Consider the following 17692-nt stretch of genomic DNA (forward strand, 5'->3'; position numbering starts at 1 on the left):
CCTCGGGTTCGGCGCTGTCCGGCTCGGTCCCACTCTGGGTTCCGGCGCTGACCGTCGGCTGACCGTCCGCTGACCCTCCGCCGTCGGCGCTGACGGCCTAACGTGGGCGGCATGAGATTCGGGGTGCTCGGTCCACTCGCCGTGTGGACCTCCAGGGGTGAGCCGGTGCGGATACCCGGAACGAAGGTCCGCGCCCTGCTGCTGGCCCTGCTGGTCCACGAGGGGCACCCGGTCTCCGTGGACCGGCTGGTGGACGCCCTGTGGGACGGCCGCCCGCCGGAGCGGACGGCCGGTGCGCTCCAGGCGAAGGTGTCCCGGCTGCGCGGGGCGCTGGAGCGGGCCGAACCGGGCGGTCGCGCACTGGTGGAACACGGTCCGGCCGGGTACCGCCTGGCGCTGGAGGCGGCCGAGGTGGACGCGGACCTGATGCGCGCCCTGGTGGACCGGGCCAGGAGCGCCGCCGAGCCGCGTTCCGGGGCCGAGCTGCTGCGCGAGGCGCTCAGCCTGTGGCGCGGCCCCGCCTACGCCGACTCCGCCGAGGCGGCGTACGCCCACCACGCGGCCGCCCGGCTGGAGGAACTCCGGCTGACCGTGGTGGAGGAACTGGCCAGGGCCCGGCTCGACCTGGGCGAACACCGGCTGCTGGTCGGGGAGCTGGGCGACCTGGTGGAGCAGAACCCGCTGCGCGAGGGCCTGCGTGCCGCCCACATGCTGGCCCTGCACCGGTCGGGCCGCCAGAGCGAGGCACTCGAGAGCTACGAGCGGTTGCGTCTGCGTCTGGCCGAGGAGCTGGGCCTGGACCCGGGTGCGGAACTGGCCGCCCTGCACCGGTCCCTGCTGGCCCGGGACCCGTCGTTGGACGCGCCGGCCGAGACTGCTCCCCCGATCCCCCGACGTGTCGGCAACCTGCCCGAGCCGCTCAGCGCGAGGGCCGACGGAGGCCTCATCGGCCGGAGCGCCCAGATCGCCCGGGTGCGGGAGCTCCTGGCGGCGGACCGGTTCGTCACTCTGGTGGGCCCGGGCGGGGTCGGCAAGACCCGGCTGGCGGTGGAGGCCCTCCGCGGGATCACCGACCGGTTCCCCGACGGCGTGTGGATGATCGCGCTCGGCGGGCTCACCGGACCGGCCGCGCGGGAGGCGGCCGAAGCGGGAGCCGGTCCGGGAACGGCAGCGACCGCTCAGGGCCCGGTGGGCGCCGAGGAGATCGCCGAGACGGTGGCGGCCGTCCTCGGACTGCGGGAGGGGCCTCTCGGGCACGCGCCGCGGGAGGACGCCCCGGGAGGGGCCGTCGACCAGCTCTGCACGGCTCTGGGCGACCAGCGGGCGCTGCTTCTGTTCGACACCTGTGAGCACCTGCTGGACCCTGTGGCCAGCCTGTGCGAACGGCTGCTCGGTTCGGCACCGCAGGTCCGTGCCCTGGCCACCAGCCACGAGCCGCTGGGGCTGGCCGACGAGCGGGTCCACCCGGTGCCGCCGCTGGACCTGCCCGAAAACACCGGCGGGGCCGAGGAGTCGGCCGCGGTACGCCTCTTCGTCGAACGCGCGGAGCGCTCCTCCCCGGGGTTCGTGCTCTCCGCGGACAATCTTGAGACGGTGACCGCCGTCTGCCGTCGCCTGGACGGGCTGCCCCTCGCCCTCGAACTGGCCGCCACCCGGGTCCGCACCCTGGGGGTCCGTGAACTCGCACGGCGGTTGGACGACCGCTTCCAGGTGCTCGGACGAGGCCATCGCACAGCGCCCGAACGCCAACGGACCCTGCGCGCGGTGATGGCCTGGAGCTGGGATCTGCTCGCCGACGACGAGCGAGCGGTCCTGCGCAGGCTCTCCGTCCACCGGGGCGGCTGCACCCTGGAGGCCGCCGAGCTGGTCTGCTCCGGTGGCGGGGTGGAGCGCGCGGACGTACTGGACGTGGTCGCCCGGCTGGCGGACCGCTCCCTGGTGGTGGTCGAGGACGACGGTTCGGGCCCCAGGTACGGGCTGCTGGAGTCGGTGACCGCGTACGGCCTGGAACGGCTGGCGGACGCCGGCGAGGTCGAGCGGACCCGGCGCGCCCACGCCGAACACCACACCGCTCTGGCCGAGGCCTCCGACGCCGGGTTGCGCGGGGCCCGGCAGCGGGAGTGGCTGCGCCGGTTGGACGCCGAGTCCGGCAACTTCCGGTGCGCGCTCGAATGGGCTGTCGGCGGAGGTGAGGCCGACCTCGCCCTCCGGCTGGTCTCCTCCCTGGGGCGGTACTGGGTGATGCGGGGACGGCTGCGGGAGGCGCGCCGGCAGCTGACCGCGGCGCTCGCTGCCGGTGGAGCCGACCGGAGGAGCGCCGGTGACGTCGGCGGGAGCTCCCCCGCCCGGCTGCGGGCCATGGCCTGGCTCACCGGGCTCGGTTTCCTGTCCTCCGATCACCTGGGCCCCGGCGGCGGCGACCCCAACGAACAGCTCCGGGTCCTCCTCGAGGCCCACGCGGGCGCGGACGATCCGGAGGGCGCCGCGCACGCCCGGCTGCTGTGCGCGGGCGCCATGCTGGGTACCGGGGACCTGGTCGTGTCCCTGCGGCTCGCGGAGGAGGCGCTGGCCGTCTTCCGCCGCCTCGGGGACCGGTGGGGCATCGCCTCGACCCTGGTGGTGCGGGCCGAACAGCGCATGGTCAGCGGCGACCTGAGCCGGTCCCGGGCCGATGCCGAGAGCGCCCTGAACCTGTTCCGGGAGCTCGGGGACGCGGGTGGCGCCCTGGGCGCCACCCGCATCCTCGGCACGCTGACGGAGATCGGCGGTGACCACGACACCGCGCGCACCCTGCACACCGAGGCCCTGCGCGTGGCCGAGGACCTGGACCTGTGGGTGTCCGTCTCGGAACAGCTGTCCAGCCTGGGCAGACTGTCCCTGCTCACACGGGACTTCGACACAGCGGCCGAACTCCACGAACGCGCGCTGCGCATCGCCCGGGAGCGCGCTCACGGCAGCGGCACGGCGTTCGCGGAGAACGGTCTGGCCCTGGCCGACCGCAGACGCGGCAGGCTCGACGCGGCCGAGGAACGGATGACCCGGCTCGTGGAGTGGAACAGCGCGAGCGGCTACCTGCCGGGGATCGCGCTGGCCAAGGCCGAGCTGGGGTTCGTGGCGGAGATGCGCGGTGACGCCGACACCGCCCGGAAGCTGCACGAGGAGGGGCTGGCCGCGGCACGGGCCACCGGTGATCCACGCGCGGTGGCACTGGCCCACGAGGGTCTGGCGGGGGTCGCGGTGCTCTCCGGGGACGCGGCGGAGGCGGCGCGCCTGCTCGGCACCGCGGCGGCCGAACGGGAGTCGGCGGGCGCGCCCCTGCCCGAGGCGGAGCGGGGGGACGTCGACCGGATCAGCGCGGCGGCCCGGGGTGTGCTCGGAGGGGACGCCTACGCGGCAGCGTTCGGAGAAGGGCACAGTGCGGCAGCGTCCGGGGAAAGACCCGAGGCATAGGTGTTCGGGGAGGGGACCGGCGCGCAGCGTCCGGGGAGGGGACCGGTGCGCAGGTGCTCGAAGAGGGCGGCTCCTCCGAACCCCGCGGGGCCGGGCGCCGTCCCACCCGGGTACCGATACCCGAGTCGAGGAGCTGAGCGCCGAGTGGATCCGAACACGACCGCCCCGAGGCGGCACCGGGCCGTGACCGCAGTGGTCGCCCTGACCGCGGCGGGGTTCCTGTTGTACGCACTGGTGCGGATCCTGGGCCTGGAGCGCGGCTTCCCGCTCGTCCCCCTGCTGGCCTACACCCCTCTCGTGCTGTTCGCCGCCCCGGTCGCCCTGGTGGGTGCCGCGCTGCTGCGGCGCTGGTGGTCGGCGGCGGCCATCGCCCTGGCCGGGGTCCTGCTGGCGACCGCGGTCCTGCCGCGCGCCTTCGAGGGCCCGGCCGTGGCGTCGGAGGGGCCGCCCCTGGGGCTGCTCACTCTCAACGTCCACTTCGGGCACGTGGAACCGGACACCGTCGTGGACCTGGTCCGCGAGCACGGGGTGGAGCTGCTCACCCTCCAGGAGGTCACCCCCGAGATGGCCGAAGGGCTGGACACGGCCGGGTTGGGCGAGCTGCTGCCGTACTCGGTGGACCACTCCGCACCGGCGGCGGCCGGGGGCACGGTGCACTCGGTGTACCCGCTCGAGGACCTGGGCGACATCGGGCACGACATCGGTTCGCTGGCCATGCCGCGTGCCGGGCTGGCCGTCCCGGACGCCTCGGGGCCGGTGGAGGTCGTGTCCGTCCATCCGATGCCGCCGCGCCGCCCCTCCACGATGGCCGCCTGGCGGGACGGGCTGCGAGGGCTGCCCGAGGCCGGCGACGACACCGTCCGCGTCCTCGCGGGCGACTTCAACGCCACCCTCGACCACGCCGGGATGCGTGACGTCCTGGCCGGCGGCTACACCGACGCCGCCGCCCACCTGGGGCAGGGCCTGACCGGCACCTGGCCGGTGGGCGATCCGCTGCCCAAGGCCGCCATCGACCACGTGCTGGTGGACGAGCGGATCTCCGTGGAGGAGCTGGAGATCCTCGACGTGGCGGGGACCCCGCACCGGGCCCTGGTGGCGCGACTGACCCTGCCGGGCGGGCAGGGCTGAGGAAGTTCGGCGCTCATCACGGCGTTTTGACCCTCACACCGGTGTGACGGGTTACCGTCGCCGCATGAGCGAGCTGACCGAACCCCTGACCGGCCCCCGTCTCCAGGTCGTCCTGCCCGACGAGTCGCCCGACATGTCCCCGAAGACCCTCGTGGAGCTGGGTGTGCGCGCCGAGGGACTCGGCGCGCACACCGTGTGGCTGCCCGACCACCTGCTGCCGCCCGAGCCCTACGGGAGCGCCTTCGGGGGCGTGTACGAGCCCCTCGTGACCCTGGCGTACCTGGCGGCGCGCACGAAGCGGGTCCGGCTGGGCACGTCCGTGCTGGTGCTGCCGATGCGCGATCCGTTCGTCCTGGCGAAGCAGGTGGCCACACTGGACCGGCTGTCGGGCGGCCGGTTCACGCTCGGAGTGGGCGTGGGCTGGGCACGCGAGGAGTTCGCGGCGGTGGGGTCCGACTTCACCAGCCGGGGCGCCCGGGCGGACGAGGCGCTGGCGCTGCTCCGGCACCTGTTCGAGGGCGAGGGGGCCTTCCAGGGGAGGTTCCACGCCTACGAGCAGGGGGTGTTCGAGCCGCGTCCGGCGGAACGGATCCGGGTGATGGTCGGCGGGGGCTCGGAGGCGGCGTTGCGCCGGGCCGCGGAGTGGGCCGACGAGTGGCAGGGGGTCGACCCGGCTCCGAAGGCCTTCCGGGCGGCCCGGAACCGGTTGCGCGAGCTCACCCGCCGCCCGGTCGGGGCCGGGGTCCGGATGGCGTGGGCCGGGGGTGAGGAGGAGTTCGCCGCGGCGGTCGCGCGCTTCCGTGAGCTGGCGGCGTCGGGCGCGGACTCGGTGGCGGTCTGGTTCGGGGAGGTGGAGGGCTTCGAGGAGCGCATGGTGCGGTTCGTGGCGGCACTGCGCTGAGGACGCGCTCCGGCGGACGCGCCCCGCGGGTGTGTGTGCCCGCGGAGGCGTGCCCGCAGGTGTGGGGCCGCGGGTGTGTGCCCGGGTGGACGCACCCGGAGGGGCCCTCCGGCGTGCCCCTTCTCCGGGGCAGTCCTTCGGACCGCCCCCAGCTACTCCTGGTTGCGCAGCAGGCCCCGGCCGCCGTACTTCTTGTGGATGGCCTGCTTGGACACCCCGAGGGCCTCGGCGATCCGGGCCCAGGTGGCGCCCTGGTTGCGGGCGCGGCGTACCAGGACGGCTTCGGCCCGCTCGGCCTCCCCGCGCAGTTGGACGACCGCGCCCAACCCCGCCAGGGGATCGTCGCCGTTCATGGCCCGGGCGAGCGCGCTGAGGTGTTCGGTGTCCATGGGTCAACTGTAATTGACCCATCCCGAATCGGGCGAGTCCAGAACCAGACGGCGGAAAACGAACGGTATCCAAGGGGCCCCGGAGAACGGGTCGCTAGGTTGAGTGCATGCTCACCATCGAACGCGCGCTGAAGACCGACGTGGAGGCGATCGTGGCCATGCTGGCCGACGACCCTCTGGGAGCCCAGCGGGAGACCCCCGAAGACCTGTCCCACTACCGCGAGGCCTTCGAGGTCATCGACGCCGACCCCCACCAGTACCTGGCCGTGGCCCGCCGGAACGGCCGTGTGGTCGGCACCCTCCAGCTCACCGTCGTCCCGGGCCTGTCCCGGCGCGGCGCCACACGGGCGCAGATCGAGGGCGTCCGGGTGCACGCGGACGAGCGCGGCAGCGGGTTGGGCAGCGAACTGCTGGAGTGGGCCGAACGGGAGGCCCGGGGGCGCGGCTGTGTGATGCTGCAACTGACCTCGGACGTCAAACGGCAGGACGCCCACCGCTTCTACCAGCGGCTGGGCTACGAGGCCAGCCACATCGGCTTCAAGAAGCGGCTGATCTGACCCGTCACAGGGTGGTGGTGTCGGTGCGGACCGCCCGGGTCACCCGGGCGGCGTCGCCGGTGGCGAGGAGGCCGGACAGGGCTCCGCGCTGCGGGGCGAGGCTTCGGGTGCGCTGCGCCGGGCTCCGGGAGCCCGGGGCCGCCCCGGTGGCGGAGGAGCCCCAGCACGGCTTCGGGCACGGCCCCGTCGGCCGGGAGCGGGCCCTGGACCTGTGACCGGATCGGTCCGGTAGCGGTCGGGATCGTGCCTGGCCCGAGGCGCGGCCCGCTGGAAGGGTTCAGGTATGAGCACTGAACACGGGACCGGCAGAGCACTCCTGGTCGTCGACGCACAGCGGTCCTTCCTCCAGCGCGAGAGCTGGCAGGCCTCCTCCGACCCCCGGGTCGCCGAACCGATCGGCAGGCTGGTCGACCACTTCCGCAGCCGGGGCGACCGGGTCGTCTGGGTCATGCACACCGAACCCGGAAGCGGAACGGTGTTCGACCCCGCCCGCGGGTTCGTGGAGCCGATGCCCGGTCTGGCCCCGGCCGACGGCGAACCCCTGCTCACCAAGACCGCGCACAGCGCGTTCACCGGCACCGACCTGCAACGTATGCTGACCGACTGGGGTGTCGGCGAGGTCACCGTCTGCGGGGTGCGTACCGAACAGTGCTGCGAGACCACCACCCGAGCGGGTTCGGAGCTGGGGTTCACCATGACCTTCGCGGTGGACGCCACGGCGACCGAGCCCATCGAGGCTCCGGGAAGCGCTCCCGGCCGCTCCCTCCAGGAGGTCCTCGACGACCCGGGCACCCTTCTGCCCAAGGACGTCGTCACCCGCACCGTCTACGCCCTGTCCGGCCGCTTCGCCCGTGTGCGGACGGTGGACGAGATCGTCGCGGGCGACCGCTGAGGGTTCGGCTAGGGTGACCGGATCGTGCGCAAGATCGTCTTCCTGCTCCTGCCCGGGCTCCACCTGCTGGACCTGGCCGGCCCGGCCCAGGTGTTCTCCACCCTGGCCGGCCTGGGCCACCCGGTGGAGCTCCACCACGTCTCCGCCACCTCCGACGTGCCCACCGCCCAGGGAGTGGGGCTGCGGGCCGCGGTCGACTGGCCCTCCCTCGGCCCCGACGACCTGGTGCTGGTCCCCGGCTGGCGGACCTCCGGGCCCGCACCCAGTGCGACTCCGGGCCAGGTCGGGGCGCTGACGGCGCACCATGCGGCCGGGGGCACGGTGGCGAGCGTGTGCTCGGGGGCGTTCGTCCTGGCGCGGGCCGGACTGCTGGACGGGCGCCGGTGCACCACCCACCACTCCCTCCAGGCCGATCTGGCCCGCCGCTACCCGCGCGCCCGTGTCGTACCGGACGTGCTGTACGTGTCCGACAGCCGGGTGGTGACCTCGGCGGGCATCGCCAGCGGTATCGACCTCGCCCTCCATCTGGCGACCCGGTGGCACGGGCCCTCCGTGGCGGCCTCCGTGGCCCGGGAGATGGTGGTCTACGCTCGCCGCAACGGCGACGAACCCCAGGCCAGCGCGATGCTGCGGCACCGGGGCCACCCGGTGGACGTGGTGCACCGGGTACAGGACACCATCGACGCCCGGTTCACCGAACCCCTTCCGCTGGCCGAGCTCGCCGCCTCGGCCGGGGTCAGCGAACGCACCCTCACCCGGGCTTTCGCCGAGGCCACCGGGCTGACCCCGCTGCGGTACCAGCAGCAGCTGCGGTTGGAACGCGCCGAGCAGATGATCGGTGAGGGTTCGACCCTGGACTCGGCGGCGCGGACCGTGGGCTTCCAGGACGCCCGGATGCTCCGCCGCCTGCGCTCGCGAGCCTGACCCGGCCGCACGGGAGAGCGTTCCCGCGTTCCGGAGAGCGCTCCCGCGTTCCGAAGAGCGCTCCACCGTGGCAGGAGGGCGTCCCGTCCTTCGGCGGGCGCTCTCCCCTGCGGCGGAACCGCTCGCTGCCTCCGCCGAGGGGCGCGGTCAGGGGGTGACGATGTCGAAGGCCGGGTCGGGGCGGTCCAGCAGGCCGAGCAGACGGTCCAGCAGTCCCTCGTCCCCGGAGAACCCCATGCCCTCCGTGCCCTTGCCCGCGAGCAGGCGCAGCAGCCGGAACTTGTTCAGGGTGATGGTGAGGTCGGGTTCGCCCCGGCGCGGCTTCTCCCTCGTGGTGAGGGCGCCGTTGGAGAGCGTGGTCCGGTAGGTGGTGTCCCGGTCGGTGAACACCCAGTCGATGACGAAGTGCTCCTCCCAGGCCTTGGGGCCGTTGACCCGGATCGCCAGGGACTCGAAGAGCTGGTCCACCGACAGCGCCGCGGCCATCCCCGCCCCCAGGTTCGGGGGGAGGTCCGGTTTGCCGCGGCGCAGCTCGGCGGCGCCCTGGAGGTAGAAGTTGCGCCAGGTCCCGTTCTCCGCACCGAACCCCAGCCGCTCGTACACCCCGGCCAGCGCGGCCCGGGCCCGTTCGTGCCCGGGGTCGGCGAACACCGCGTGGTTGAGCAGCGTGGCGGCGAACCTCAGGTCGCCGTGGTCCCGGTACCCGTCCGCCTTGCGCACCACCTCGTCCACACCGCCCATGCACTCCACGTACCGGCGCGCTTCCTCCTCGGGCGGATGTTCCCACAGGTGGGCCGGGTTGCCGTCGAACCAGCCCATGTAGCGCTGGTAGATCGCCTTGACGTTGTGGCTGACCGAACCGAAGTAGCCGCGGGTGTGCCACTCCCCGTCCAGGCCGGGCGGCATCTGGAGGTGCTCGGCGATCTCCGTGCCCACGTACCCCTGGTTCATCAGGCGCAGGGTCTGGTCGTGCAGGTAGGCGTAGAGGTCGCGCTGTTGGCGCAGGAACGCGACGAGGTTGTCGGTGCCCCAGGTGGGCCAGTGGTGGGAGGCGAACAGGACGTCGGACTCGTGCGCGAAGAGTTCGACGGACTCGTCGAGGTAGCGCGACCAGATCCGGGCGTCGCGCACCGGGGCTCCGCGCAGGGTGAGGATGTTGTGCAGGTTGTGGGTGGCGTTCTCCGCCATGCACAGGGCGCGGTGTTCGGGGAAGTAGAAGTTCATCTCCGCGGGCGCCTCGGTACCGGGCGTCATCTGGAAGACGATCCGCACCCCGTCCACCACCTCCTCCTGGCCGGTGCGGGTGATGTCGCGGTTGGGCGCGATGAGGGTGACGGTGCCGAAGGAGCTGGTCTGGCCGAGGCCCACCCCGATCTGCCCCCGCGGCCCGGTCTCCAGGTGGGAACCGGCGTGGAAGAGGCCGCGGCGGGCCATCGCGGGGCCGGCGTAGACGTTCTCCGCGACCGCGTGCTGCATGAACCCGGCCGGGGCGAGGATGGGCACGGTGCCGTCGGTGACCCCGCCGACCCCGCCGAAGTGGTCGGCGTGTGAGTGCGAGTAGATGACCCCGCTGACCGGCCGGTCTCCACGGTGTTCCCGGTAGAGCCTCAGCCCCGCCCGTGCCGGTTCGGCGGAGACCAGCGGGTCGATGACCAGCACGCCCTGATCACCCTCCACGAGGGTCATGTTCGACAGGTCCAGCCCTCTGACCTGGTAGATCCCCTCGGTGACCTCGAACAGCCCCTGTTTGGCGCACAGCCGGGCCTGTCGCCACAGGCTCGGGTTGGCGGTGCTGGGGCACTCCCCGTCGAGGAAGGCATAGGCGTCGGCGTCCCACACCACCCGTCCGTTGTCGTCCTTGACCTGGCCTGGTTGGAGCCGTGCGATGAGTCCGCGGTCCGCGTTGGCGAAGTCGGTGTCGTCGGAGTGGTCAGGTCCGCTACCGGGCATCACTTCTCCTCGTCATCCGGTCGGAGGCGATCAGGCGAGCAACAAACCAGCACACGCTCCATCATCACGGTGCGTGATTCAGTGGGGTGCCACGGTCATGTCACTTGTTGACCAAACCGGCTGGCCGCCCCGCGGGACCGGGCATGCCCGAAAACGGCGGCCGGGGTCCGGCTACGAAAGAGCCGCCGGTGCGGGTGGCCCGCACCGGCGGCGTGAGAGGGCTCGGGGCCTAGGGGGCGTGTTCTGCTGGAACGCCCGGGTCCGGAGCTCCGGGGAACACGGCCTAGGACTGGAGGGCCTCGACGAGTTCCCGCTCGTTGTCCTTGGACAGGTTGGTCTGGATGACCGTGGGGTGCAGCGGACGGAAGGCGTCGACGACACGGTCGATGGTGGCGTCGTCCGCGAGCAGGAAGACCGCGGCGCGGCCCTGCTGGAGTTCGGCGCCGATGCCCTTGATCATGTCGTCGTCGATACCGACGTCGCTGAGCTTGCCCGCGATGGCGCCCGTACCCGCGCCGACGGCCAGACCGAGAAGGGGGTTCAGGAAGAGCAGGCCGATGAGCGTGCCCCACAGGGCGCCGCCCGCCGCACCGTAGCCGGTGAGGTTGACGGTCTGGTGGATACGGGGACGGCCCTTGTCGTCCTTGTAGGCGTAGGCGGCGTCCTCCAGCTGCAGGAGCTCCTGCTTGCTGAGGTCGGAAGCGATGTCGAGCGCCTTCTCGGCGGTGTCGCGGTCGGCCACCCCGAGTACGATCAGCTGCGCCATGAGTGTGGGTTCCCCCGTCGTCGTCGCCCGGCCCGCGGTCACGGACCCGATCAGCGGGATCCTTCCCGGGCGTGTCTTTGGCCAAGGCCAGCGGAAGGGCCCGATCCAGCAAAACCCCGTTCGGGGCGCAGGCCCGCCCCCGGATCCGGGCACGCCGAGGGGCTCACCAGTCGTCGAGCGGACCGCCGGGGCCGGGGTCGTCGGGGTCGTCGGGGTCGCGTTCACGGCGCACCTGTCGCCGGACCAGCCGGTAGAGGCCGTAACCCCAGGCCAGGACCGCGGCGGCGACCAGAAGGTAGGCGAGCGGCCCCAGTTCCACGAGTGCCTCCTGGTTCGCGGGTTCCCTCCCTGGTCTACCCGGCGGCGCGGCCCGCACGCACCGGCTCACACGCGGCGGGCCACCACCAGCTGGGTGGTGTAGGGGACCTCGACCCGGCCGTCGGGGAAGTGGCGGTCGGCGACCGCGAGGATCTCGGCACGGGTGCGCTCCTCACCGAGCTCGCGGACGACCGCCGCCATCTTGCTGGAGGACAGCGCCATACCCAGGTACTCGTCGGTGGTGAGCACGCGCACCCAGGGGTGGGAGTGCTCGGTCGCCCCGGTCAGGCCCTGGACCGCGGACCACTCACCGACCAGGTCGTAGCTGCGGTAGTAGCGGTCGTAACCGGGGCTGTACCGCTCCAGCAGGCCTTCGTGGTCGTCGACGAACGCGCTGCCGTCGAGGTCGCGGTTGTTGTTGAGCACGGCGAGGGTGCCGCCCGGGGCGAGGAGGCGAACGGATTCGGCGTAGAAGGCGGGGCGGTCGAACCAGTGGAGGGCCTGAGCGGTGAGGACCAGCGCGGCGGAGGCGTCCGGGAAGGGGATGTCCTCGGCGCGGGCGTCCACGTACTCGACCCCGTCCGCGCCGGTCTCGGCGGTGGCGCGCATGTCGCGGCCCGGTTCGACGCCCACCACGCGGGGGCCGGGCCCGAAGAGGCCGCGCAGGGCGCGGGTGGAGATACCCGTTCCGGAGCCGACGTCGATCAGGAGCCAGGGGTCGGGCCAGGACGCGGTGGCACCGGCGCGCACGTGGTCGAGCAGGGTGTCGAGGACCTGCTCCGGGTAGTCGGGGCGGAAGGCCCGGTAGTTGTCGGTGAGCCCGGTGAAGGCCTGGGTGCGGTCGCTCATCTGGGGGTTCCCTGTGGTGTGGTGCGCCGTTCCTCGGTCCGGCGGCATCCTAGCGCCCGAGCCGGTTCCCGACGTTTCGTCGACACGGGTGAACGGAACCCGGCCGGGCCTTGGTCCTGTGACCCGCATGAGCAGTGGGACCTGCCCCGACCTATCGGTCGGTTCACGGAGGAGGCGCGGGAAGAAGCGCGGGAGAGCCCGGTCGAAGTGGGAGCTGAGGTAGGAGCGGGGGTTCGAGCCGCGCTGGGGGTCGAGGCGGCCTGAGGAGCCTCACCGCTCCGACAGGTTGTCCACAGGGCCGAGAAGTCCACTGGCGCGGGCGAGCCGCTGCGGTTCTACTGGAATGGACCCCGGTCTCCGCTCCAGGAAGAGGGCCCCGTGCACACCATCCCCGTCCACGACCACGACCCCCGATGGGTCGAGTGGTTCGCCGAACTGCGGGACCGGCTCGCCCCGCCCCTGGCCGGCCTGCCGGTGACGGTCGAGCACGTGGGCAGCACCTCGGTTCCAGGATGCGCGGCCAAGCCGATCATCGACGTGGACGTCGTCATGGCGGACGCCTCGCCCCTGCCCGAGGTCATCAGACGGCTCGTGGCTCTGGGCTACCGCCACGAGGGTGATCTGGGGATCGTCGGCAGGGATGCCTTCGAGGCCCCAACCGGACACCCCGAACACCACCTGTACGCGGTGGTCGAGGGGTCGCGTCCGCATCTGGACCACGTCCTTCTCCGAAACTGGTTACGCACACACCCGGAGGACGTACACCGTTACAGCCAGCTCAAACGAAAGCTGGGGGCGCGCTTCGCCCCCGACGACGAGGGGCACCGGTCCTATCTGAGGGCGAAGAGCTCGTTGGTGGAGGAGCTCTTGGGCCAGGCCTACACCGGAGCGGGGCTCGTCCGGGGCCCCGGGGGAACCCTCGCCTCCGGAGAGATCCGAGCTCCCTGAGAGGTCTGGCCCTCCTGGGAGAAGGGCGACGTGAGCCCTTCCCGCCGGGTTCGGCGGTAGTGGGACGGACTGGTTCCCAGGTGGTTCTTGAAGGCCGTGCTGAACGCGAACGCGCTTCCGTAGCCCACGCGGGCGGCCAGCGGTTCCAGGCCCAGGCCGGGTTCGGCAACGAGGAGGTCGCACGCGAGGGTCAGCCGCCAGGTGCGCAGATAGGCCATGGGCGGGCTGCCCACCGCGCGCTGGAAGCGGACGGCCAGGGTGGCTCGGGAGACCGCGCACTCCTCTGCCAGGTACTCCAGGGTCCAGGGGTGGCCGGGGTGTTCGTGCACCAGGTCCAGGGCCCGGGCGACCACCGGGTCGTGTCGGGCGCTGAGCCAGTTCGGGGCGGTGTCCGGGTGCGACTCCAGCCAGGCGCGGACCGCCATGACCAGCAGGCAGTCGAGGAGGCGGTCGTTGAGGGCGCTCTGGGCCACACGGGCCGTGGTGATCTCGCGGGTGAGGAGGGAGACCACCGCGGGGTCGACCGAACCGGCCGGCAGGACCGCCAGCGGGGGCAGCGCGGCCAGGGCCAGTCGGCCGATCTCGCCGGTGTCCTGATAGGCGCCGATGACCATGCTGTCGGGACCCTCCGGGTCGTTCCCCCAGGTGCCCACCCCGTGGCTCATCGTCAGGTGGACCGGCTCGCCGTCGAGGCTCGTGCACCGGTTGCCCGGATACACGACGATGCCCGGGGCGGTGTCGGGGCGGTCCGAGAGCAGGTAGGGGTCCGGGCCGCTGACGAGGATCACGTCGCCGGGGCCCGCGGGGACAGGGTCGGTGCCCTCGCGACGCAGCCAGGCCCGGCCGCTGGTGATGACCACCAGCGCGAGCGCGGCACCGTCCCGGATGTCGATGCCCCAGGGAGGACCCATCACCACGCGCAGGGTGAAGGCGGACTGGGCGCGCGGCCCGTCGATCAGGTGTACCAAGGGGTCCACGGGCGTCTCCCGTTCCGGCGCTGCTGGACGTTCTCTTATGCAGTCCAGCAGATGAACCATGTTCCGTCCAGCGAACAGCCGTTGTACTGGAGCCATGGATACGAACAGCACCACCACACGAGTCCTGGTCACCGGCGGCACCGGGATGACCGGCCGCCGCATCACCCGGCTCCTGTCGGAGCGGGGCGTCGACCACCGGGTCGGTTCCCGGGCCGGCCACCCGGAGACCGGCACCCCGCGCTTCGACTGGGACGCCCCCGAGACCTGGGACGCCGTCCTGGAGGGGGTCGACGCCGTCTACCTCTGCTACCACCCCGACCTGGCCTTCCCCGGGGCGGCCGACATCGTCTCCGCCTTCGCCGCGAAGGCGGCCGCGACGGGGGTGCGCCGGATGGCTCTGCTGTCCGGGCGCGGCGAGCCGGAGGCCGAGCGCGCCGAGCAGCAGGTGCGCTCGGTCTTCCCCGGCCTGACCGTGCTGCGCTGCTCCTTCTTCGCACAGAACTTCTCCGAGGGCTTCTTCGTGTCGGCGGTCCTGTCCGGAACCCTGGCGCTGCCGGTGGCGGACGTGCCCGAGCCGTTCGTGGATCTGGACGACGTCGCCGAGATCGCCGTCCGCGCCCTGACCGGGGAAGGCCACGCCGGTGAGCTGTACGAGCTGACCGGCCCGAGGGCACTGACCTTCACCGAGGCCGGAAAGGCCCTGGCCTCCGCGACCGGCCGCCCCGTGGAGTACCTGGAGGTGACCCGGGCCGAGTTCGTCGCGGGCGCCGCCGCCGACGGCCTGCCCGAGGAGGTCGCCCAAGGCCTGGCCGCACTGGTCACCGAGATCCTGGACGGCCGCAACGTCGCTCCCGCCGACGGGGTGGAGCGCGCCCTGGGCCGCCCCGCGAACGGGTTCGAGGAGTACGCCGCGAAGGCCGCTGAGGCGGGAGCGTGGTCGCGCGGATAGGCGGCACCTCGTGTGGACACCTCGGTCCGACCGGGCCGGGGTGTCCGCTGATCTCCGAAAACCCCGTCATGGCGGTGGCGTGCACGGCATGATCTCCCTGTGCCCCTCCCCTGCCTGTGACCTGGACCAACCGGGTCGCCGCGGGGAACCGAACACACACGAGGAAACCCCTGTGCCCGGTCGAGAACACGAGATCCCGCTCAGGCTGATCCAGAATCAGCCCGCCATGGCCCCCGTTCTGTTGGAATCCCTGGGTTTCGACGTCCCGCACCACACCGAAGCGGTCAACACCAGCTCGGTACTGACCAACTGCGATCCCAAGGAGCTCAACAGCGATGGTGCCGTCCTGCTGCGCGATGGCGCCCGCCCCGTCCTGGCCGTCGTGGTGGAGCGCCAGAACGGACACGACCACGAAAAGCGGCTGACCTGGCCCGCCTACCTGTCCCTTCTGCGTCTCAGGCTGGAATGCCCCACCGTGTTGGTGGTGCTGTGTCCGACCGACGCGCTCGCACGCTGGTGCTCCACCCCGATCCGGACCGGACACCCGGGCTTCGACCTGGCTCCGCTGACGATCGGGGCCTCCGACATGCCGTTGATCGTCGACGGTGAGCAGGCTCGGGCTCTCCCCGAACTGGCGGTACTGTCCGCCCGTGCGCACGGCGACACCGACACCCGCACCCTGGAAGCCGTGCTGGAGGCCCTCGATGCCACGGCGAACAAGAACAGGGCGTTCTACTATGACTACGTACTGGCCGGCCTCAACGAGGCCGCCCGGAAGGAGCTGGAGGGCATGATGGCCGTGGAAACCTACCAGTGGCAGAGCGACTTCGCCCGCAAGTACGTCGGTATCGGTGAGGAGAAGGGGCGCGAGGAGGGGCGCGAGGAAGGTCGGGTCACCGAAGCCGTCCGAAACGTGGTCATGATCCTCCAAACGCGCGGGTTCTCCCTCTCTGACGCGACTCGTGAGCGCATCGAGTCCTGCGCCGACCTGGACACCCTGGAGAAGTGGGTTCCCCTGGCCGTCACGGCAGACCGCCCGGAAGACCTCTTCGACTGACCACACAAAAGCAGTCCGGCAGACAGCGAGGAGCCCCGTCGGCTGTGCCGACGGGGCTGGGTTCGGGGAGCGGCTACCGTTGCCGCTGCCAGGGTTCCGGGAGTGGAGCCCCGGCACGGAGCTCGGCGTCGAGCTTGTGCAACAGCTCGCACGCCGAGCGGAGGGCGACGAAGGACTGCGCGGCCCCGCCCATCACGCGGAGTGACTCGGAGACGGAGTCGTAGAGCGCGGTCACGGGCTCGCGCAGATTCGCATCACCACTCCTCGGCCAGTGGAGCGGAAGCGGGGCACCGCCGCGCATCAGTCCGTCGAGCGCGTCGAACGCGCTGTCCGCGCGGCGGAGGTCGGCCACGCTCTGCCCGAGAAACCCCGGCCTGGCCAGCAGGCGGGACACCTCCGCCGCCATGATGTCGGCCGAACGGCTGAGAGAACCGATCCCCGCCCTCGGCTCCGTGCCCGTACCGGTGAACTCCTGCGCTTCGTCGTTGGCGGTCATCACGCGGCCCCTTCCAGCACTGCGGTCCCGCGCAGCACGGCCGCGTCCCACCGATCACGGTCGAGGTTCTCGTGCCGCTGTCGTGCCTCGTAGGCCAGGTCCACCGGAGAACTCACGGCCCCTGTCCGGGCGGCAGCCGCGTGGTTCGTCGAGTCGAGGCGAAGCGTCACGGGCGGGGTCGTGTCCAAGGGGCGGCGCGGTGCCGGGAGGGCGGAGGCGTAACCCGGACCCGCAGGGCGGGCCGGGAGGGGGTTCGCGTAGCGGCGGACAAGCGCCGCGCGGGCTTCTTCGCGAACCTCGCGGCGGAGGACACGCGGGGCCGCGTGGAGTCCTCGCGATGGGCGCAGCAACCGAATCAGGGTCGCGGGCATGGCAAGTAGAGTGTGCACGTTGACGCTCCCATAAGCGTTGACCACGGCCCGGGGGTGGTAACGACACCCGCCGGGCTCTGCCGTATCGACATGCGTGACCTTACCGCAACCGTTCAGATCTGTACATGAAGTTCAGAGATGTCCATAGAGTTCAGACCTTCCCGGCATGGGACGATAAAAGGCATGACCACACCGCTTCCCGACGGGTACGGTCCGGCCAGCCGACTCAAGGAAGGTCCGGAACCCAAGTACGTCCAACTCGCTGCCGTCCTCGCGGCAAGGATCGAACGCGGGGACTATCCAGGGGATACCCGGCTTCCGAGCGTGGCGGCGCTACAGGACGAATTCCGCGTATCGCGCGGCACCGCACAGCGCGCCATGACCGTGCTCGCCGAGCACGGACTCGTCCGCGTATCGAACGGCAAGGGAGCGTGGCCGGTCCACTCCTGAAGAGGTCCGGGACTGCAGATCCACGCTTCGCTTGGTGAAGAAGCGAAAGTGGCCGGAACAACGTAGTTTCGCCCTATGACCATCGATCTCGACGGCCCCGAGCCTCTCTTCAAGCAGATCGCGACCGTGATGGCTGCCCGAATCGCGGATGGCACGTACCCGCCCCGGCGGCGCATCCCGGGGGAACACGACCTGTGCGAAGAGTTCGGAGTGTCGCGGCCGACCATCCGATCCGCCATCGGGCTACTCCAGGACAAAGGGCTCGTGATCACCGTGCGAGGCAAGGGCCGCTACGTCGCCGGCGCCTGAGCACACAAAGA

General features: G+C 72.2%; 19 protein-coding genes. 12 read left to right on the top strand and 7 right to left on the bottom strand.

Going from position 1 to position 17692, the window contains the following annotated elements:
* The first annotated feature begins 111 nt into the window (after window positions 1-111).
* The 3 genes from D458_RS0101100 to D458_RS0101110 all read left to right on the top strand — a co-directional run bounded on the left by D458_RS0101100 (window position 112) and on the right by D458_RS0101110 (window position 5479).
* The gene (locus tag D458_RS0101100; RefSeq protein WP_026118875.1) at window positions 112-3450 is read left to right on the top strand and encodes a BTAD domain-containing putative transcriptional regulator; all 3339 of its coding nucleotides are present in this window, start codon (window positions 112-114) and stop codon (window positions 3448-3450) included.
* Window positions 3451-3594: 144 nt separating this feature from the next.
* Entirely contained in the window at window positions 3595-4578 is a 984-nt protein-coding gene (locus D458_RS0101105; protein ID WP_017584881.1) for an endonuclease/exonuclease/phosphatase family protein, read from the top strand.
* A 64-nt stretch (window positions 4579-4642) separates the two neighbouring features.
* Window positions 4643-5479 carry a TIGR03619 family F420-dependent LLM class oxidoreductase gene (locus D458_RS0101110; RefSeq protein WP_017584882.1) on the top strand — a complete coding sequence of 279 codons (837 nt, stop codon included), beginning with the start codon at window positions 4643-4645 and terminating at the stop codon, window positions 5477-5479.
* 152 nt (window positions 5480-5631) lie between these two features.
* Here the strand turns inward: D458_RS0101110 and D458_RS0101115 are convergent, their stop codons facing one another.
* A complete protein-coding gene (locus D458_RS0101115; protein ID WP_017584883.1) occupies window positions 5632-5868 on the bottom strand; it encodes a hypothetical protein in 237 nt (78 codons plus the stop codon).
* A 107-nt stretch (window positions 5869-5975) separates the two neighbouring features.
* Between D458_RS0101115 and D458_RS0101120 the strand changes: the two genes are divergently transcribed.
* The 4 genes from D458_RS0101120 to D458_RS0101135 all read left to right on the top strand — a co-directional run bounded on the left by D458_RS0101120 (window position 5976) and on the right by D458_RS0101135 (window position 8241).
* Entirely contained in the window at window positions 5976-6425 is a 450-nt protein-coding gene (locus tag D458_RS0101120; protein WP_017584884.1) for a GNAT family N-acetyltransferase, read from the top strand.
* A gap of 23 nt (window positions 6426-6448) precedes the next feature.
* The gene (locus tag D458_RS36665) at window positions 6449-6640 is read left to right on the top strand and encodes a hypothetical protein (RefSeq protein ID WP_204366875.1); all 192 of its coding nucleotides are present in this window, start codon (window positions 6449-6451) and stop codon (window positions 6638-6640) included.
* A 68-nt stretch (window positions 6641-6708) separates the two neighbouring features.
* Window positions 6709-7317, top strand: coding sequence for a cysteine hydrolase family protein (locus D458_RS0101130; protein WP_017584886.1), 609 nt, complete (start codon window positions 6709-6711; stop codon window positions 7315-7317).
* A gap of 24 nt (window positions 7318-7341) precedes the next feature.
* On the top strand, window positions 7342-8241 hold the full coding sequence (locus D458_RS0101135) for a GlxA family transcriptional regulator (RefSeq protein ID WP_017584887.1): 900 nt from the start codon (window positions 7342-7344) through the stop codon (window positions 8239-8241).
* 147 nt (window positions 8242-8388) lie between these two features.
* On the opposite strand, the gene D458_RS0101140 is transcribed toward D458_RS0101135, so the two are convergent.
* The 4 genes from D458_RS0101140 to D458_RS0101155 form a co-directional block, all read right to left on the bottom strand.
* The gene (locus tag D458_RS0101140) at window positions 8389-10191 is read right to left on the bottom strand and encodes an alkyl/aryl-sulfatase (RefSeq protein ID WP_017584888.1); all 1803 of its coding nucleotides are present in this window, start codon (window positions 10189-10191) and stop codon (window positions 8389-8391) included.
* A 283-nt stretch (window positions 10192-10474) separates the two neighbouring features.
* Window positions 10475-10957, bottom strand: coding sequence for a DUF1269 domain-containing protein (locus D458_RS0101145; protein WP_017584889.1), 483 nt, complete (start codon window positions 10955-10957; stop codon window positions 10475-10477).
* A 163-nt stretch (window positions 10958-11120) separates the two neighbouring features.
* Entirely contained in the window at window positions 11121-11276 is a 156-nt protein-coding gene (locus D458_RS36880; protein WP_017584890.1) for a hypothetical protein, read from the bottom strand.
* Between the two features lie 65 nt (window positions 11277-11341).
* Window positions 11342-12124, bottom strand: coding sequence for a class I SAM-dependent methyltransferase (locus D458_RS0101155; protein ID WP_017584891.1), 783 nt, complete (start codon window positions 12122-12124; stop codon window positions 11342-11344).
* 378 nt (window positions 12125-12502) lie between these two features.
* Here D458_RS0101155 and D458_RS32760 point away from each other — a divergent pair, with 378 nt between their 5' ends.
* Complete coding sequence (locus D458_RS32760; RefSeq protein ID WP_017584892.1) at window positions 12503-13072, top strand: GrpB family protein; 570 nt, start codon at window positions 12503-12505, stop codon at window positions 13070-13072.
* Here D458_RS32760 and D458_RS0101165 read toward each other — a convergent pair.
* On the bottom strand, window positions 13003-14049 hold the full coding sequence (locus D458_RS0101165) for an AraC family transcriptional regulator (RefSeq protein ID WP_017584893.1): 1047 nt from the start codon (window positions 14047-14049) through the stop codon (window positions 13003-13005). The genes D458_RS32760 and D458_RS0101165 overlap by 70 nt on opposite strands.
* Before the next feature lie 94 nt (window positions 14050-14143).
* Between D458_RS0101165 and D458_RS0101170 the strand changes: the two genes are divergently transcribed.
* Both D458_RS0101170 and D458_RS0101175 read left to right on the top strand, forming a co-directional pair.
* Window positions 14144-14998 (top strand): NAD-dependent epimerase/dehydratase family protein, encoded by an 855-nt coding sequence (locus tag D458_RS0101170; RefSeq protein ID WP_017584894.1) that lies wholly within the window; start codon window positions 14144-14146, stop codon window positions 14996-14998.
* 172 nt (window positions 14999-15170) lie between these two features.
* Window positions 15171-16055: a hypothetical protein gene (locus D458_RS0101175; protein WP_017584895.1), complete on the top strand. Its 885-nt coding sequence runs from the start codon at window positions 15171-15173 to the stop codon at window positions 16053-16055.
* A 73-nt stretch (window positions 16056-16128) separates the two neighbouring features.
* Here D458_RS0101175 and D458_RS0101180 read toward each other — a convergent pair whose 3' ends face one another.
* Window positions 16129-16551 carry a gluzincin family metallopeptidase gene (locus D458_RS0101180; protein WP_239647866.1) on the bottom strand — a complete coding sequence of 141 codons (423 nt, stop codon included), beginning with the start codon at window positions 16549-16551 and terminating at the stop codon, window positions 16129-16131.
* A 554-nt stretch (window positions 16552-17105) separates the two neighbouring features.
* On the opposite strand from D458_RS0101180, the gene D458_RS35175 reads away from it, so the two are divergent.
* Window positions 17106-17372: a GntR family transcriptional regulator gene (locus tag D458_RS35175; RefSeq protein ID WP_083936205.1), complete on the top strand. Its 267-nt coding sequence runs from the start codon at window positions 17106-17108 to the stop codon at window positions 17370-17372.
* Between the two features lie 75 nt (window positions 17373-17447).
* The gene (locus D458_RS0101190; RefSeq protein WP_017584898.1) at window positions 17448-17681 is read left to right on the top strand and encodes a GntR family transcriptional regulator; all 234 of its coding nucleotides are present in this window, start codon (window positions 17448-17450) and stop codon (window positions 17679-17681) included.
* Window positions 17682-17692: the final 11 nt, after the last annotated feature.

The sequence above is a fragment of the Nocardiopsis ganjiahuensis DSM 45031 genome (assembly GCF_000341085.1).
Classification (GTDB): Bacteria; Actinomycetota; Actinomycetes; order Streptosporangiales; family Streptosporangiaceae; genus Nocardiopsis; species Nocardiopsis ganjiahuensis.